The sequence below is a fragment of the Natrinema soli genome, from assembly GCF_028618695.1.
In genome coordinates this window covers 1-2794 of sequence record NZ_JAQIVI010000753.1, presented here as the reverse complement: position 1 = coordinate 2794, position 2794 = coordinate 1, and the positions used below count along the sequence as shown (strand labels likewise).

The 2794-nt window shown below is 66.8% G+C and carries 3 protein-coding genes and 1 pseudogene; 2 read left to right on the top strand and 2 right to left on the bottom strand.

Annotated elements, in window-relative coordinates; translation table 11 throughout:
- Both PGX04_RS31650 and PGX04_RS31645 read right to left on the bottom strand, forming a co-directional pair.
- Nucleotides 1–266, bottom strand: a 266-nt coding sequence (locus PGX04_RS31650; RefSeq protein WP_273742102.1) for an acyl-CoA dehydrogenase family protein, incomplete at its 3' end; no start/stop codon positions are given.
- 117 nt (nt 267–383) lie between these two features.
- Nucleotides 384–506, bottom strand: a pseudogene (locus PGX04_RS31645) (acyl-CoA dehydrogenase family protein); the annotation flags it as partial.
- Nucleotides 507–842: 336 nt separating this feature from the next.
- On the opposite strand from PGX04_RS31645, the gene PGX04_RS31640 reads away from it, so the two are divergent.
- On the top strand, nt 843–1757 hold the full coding sequence (locus PGX04_RS31640; protein ID WP_273742101.1) for a CoA transferase subunit A: 915 nt from the start codon (nt 843–845) through the stop codon (nt 1755–1757).
- 97 nt (nt 1758–1854) lie between these two features.
- Nucleotides 1855–2619, top strand: a complete 765-nt coding sequence (locus tag PGX04_RS31635; protein ID WP_273742100.1) for a CoA-transferase subunit beta — start codon at nt 1855–1857, stop codon at nt 2617–2619.
- Nucleotides 2620–2794: the final 175 nt, after the last annotated feature.

Genomic DNA, 2794 nt, shown 5'->3' with positions numbered 1-2794 from the left:
AACCCGTCGGGGCCGCGCGTGACGACGTTCACCTCGGGGACGGTCACGTCCTCCATGACGAAGTGGGTCTGGTGGTGGTCGGCCATATTCTCGTAGTGCTGTTCGACCGAGACGCCGTCCCAGTCGAACTCGACGACGACCGAACCCAGGCCCTCGGGGAACTTCGTCCAGACGAGCGCCGCGCTCGAGTGTTCGACGTTGCTCACCCACGTCTTCTCGCCGTTCAGGACCAGTTCGGAGCCCTCCTCCTCGATCCGCGTCCCCATCGCGCCGACATCGGAGCCGGCCTCCGGCTCCGAGATGCCGATGGCAATGCTGTCCTCGGCGGCAAGCACGGGCGGCAGATAGCGTTCCTTGGCCGCGTCGGTGCCGAACAGCTCGATCGCGCGCGGCGCGACGAGCGTCTGATTGTAGAGGAACTCCGCGGTGTCCGGACAGACCCGACCCGCGGCTTCGATGGTGAGGATCGCGTCGAGTTCCGTCATTCCGCCGCCGTACTCCTCGTCGAAGTTGACGCCGAGGAAGCCCTGCTCGGCGAAGAGTTTCGCGTTTTCCCACGGCGGCTCGCCGTTCTAGTCGAACGCGCGATCGGCGAACTCGCGTTCCGCGATGTCTTCGACGGACGAGACGAGCAGCTCCTGCTCGGGGCTGAGAGAGATCATCGATACCGAATACCGTGTCGATCGGTATCAATTTACGGTACACGGGCGACGGCGCGGCGGCCGCGCGGTCGTTTCGCGTTCCCATCGCTCTCCCGAAGAGGGTCGTTCCGCTCACCCGTCTCTCCCAAAGGGAATCGTTATGTGGCCGTTCCGCCATCGATACCGTAGTTCAGCGCAGCTATGAGTAACGTTACGTCCATGCAAGACGCCATCGATGACGGCATCTCCGACGGTGATAGTGTCTATCTCGCAGGGTTCACGCACCTCATCCCGTTCGCCGCGGGACACGAGATAATCAGACAGGAGAAACGCGATCTCGAGCTGATCAGGGCCACGCCGGACCTGATCTACGATCAGCTGATCGCGGCCGGCTGTGCGCGCAAGGCGACGTTCTCGTGGGCCGGCAACCCCGGCGTCGGGAGCCTGCCGGCGTTCCGCCGCGCCGCCGAGGAGGGGATCCCGACCGAACTCGAGCTCGAGGAGTACACGCACTTCGGACTGGTCGCGGCGCTCGATGCGGGCGCGTCGAACCTGCCGTTCGCTCCGCTTCGCGGGTTCATCGGCTCCGACCTGCCCGAACACAACGATAACATCGCGCGCCTGGAGAGCCCGTTCGGCGACGACTACGTCTACGCCGTCGCGCCGATCGAGCCGGACGTGACGGTCGTCCGCGCCCAGCGGGCCGACGAGTCCGGCAACGCCCACCTCTGGGGAATCCAGGGCGAGGTGAAAGTCGCCGCTCTGGCCGCGGACACGGTGATCCTCGCCGTCGAGGAACTCTGCTCCGAGGAGACCATCCGCAGCGACCCGAACCGGACGGTCGTCACGAGCGACGACGTCGACTACGTCGTCCGCGACCCCTACGGCTCGCACCCGTCCTACGCGCAGGGCTACTACGGCCGCGACAACGAGGCGTACATCGAGTGGACCGAGATCGCGAGCGACGTCGATCGGGTCGAGGCATGGCTCGACGAGTGGGTCTACGGCGTCGAAAATCGTCGGGAGTACGTCGAGAAACTCGGCGTCGACCGCCTGCTTGACCTCAAACCCGACCGGGACTACGCCACGCCCGTGGACATGGGGGTGTACCGATGACGACCGCCCGCTCGAGCGCCGGTGGCGTCACCGCCACCGACCGCACCCGCCGGATCGCGACGACCGATCGACCGACCGACTACGCGGAGGCACACCGATGAACTACACGAACAGCGAGCTGATGGTGGTAGCGGCGGCCAGGGAACTCGAGAACGACGACTCGGTGCTCGTCGGGATCGGCAAGCCGAACCTGGCGTGCAACGTGGCCAAGCGCACGCACGCGCCGGAGCTGCAGATGGTCTACGAGTCGGGGACGATCGGCTCCGATCCATCGTCGCCGCCGCTGTCGATCGGCGATCCGGTGCTGGCGTCGGGGGCGGTCTCGATCGAACCGATGCGGAACAACTTCAACTACTACCTGCAGGCCGGCCGCCTCGACGTGGGCTTTCTGGGCGGCGCGCAGATCGACAAGTACGGTAACATCAACTCGACCGTCATCGGCGACTACGACGATCCGGATGTCCGCCTGCCTGGCAGCGGCGGCGCTTGCGAGATCGCCTGCCACGTCGACCGGACGCTGATGGTCACGCCCCACTCCGAGCGGCGGTTCCCCGAGGAGGTCGACTTCATCACGAGTCCGGGCTACGTCGACGGCCGCGAGGGACGGGCGGAACTCGGCCTCTCAGGCGGCCCGGAGGCGGTCATCACCGACCTCGCCGTCTGCCGGTTCGACGAGCCCGGCGAGATGTACATCGACGCGCTCCACCCGAACGCGACGCGCGAGGAGGTCCGCGAGCGGACCGGCTGGGAGATCCCCTTCGCCGACGACCTCGGCACCACGCCGGAACCGATGGACGAGGAACTCCGGCTGATCCGCGAGGACCTCGATCCGGACGAGATGTACACCGAGCAGGCGGAGTGAGCGTTCGGCCGCTCGAGCGGGACCGGTTCCCCGGACCGAGTGTCACGGGTGCAGCGTGATCTTGATCCCCTCGCGGTTTCGCGTCGCCGCGAAGGCGTCCTCGTACTCCTCGAGCGAGAACACCGGCCCGAGCGCCGGCGAGAGGTCGACGCCATCGGCGATCGCGATCGCTCGC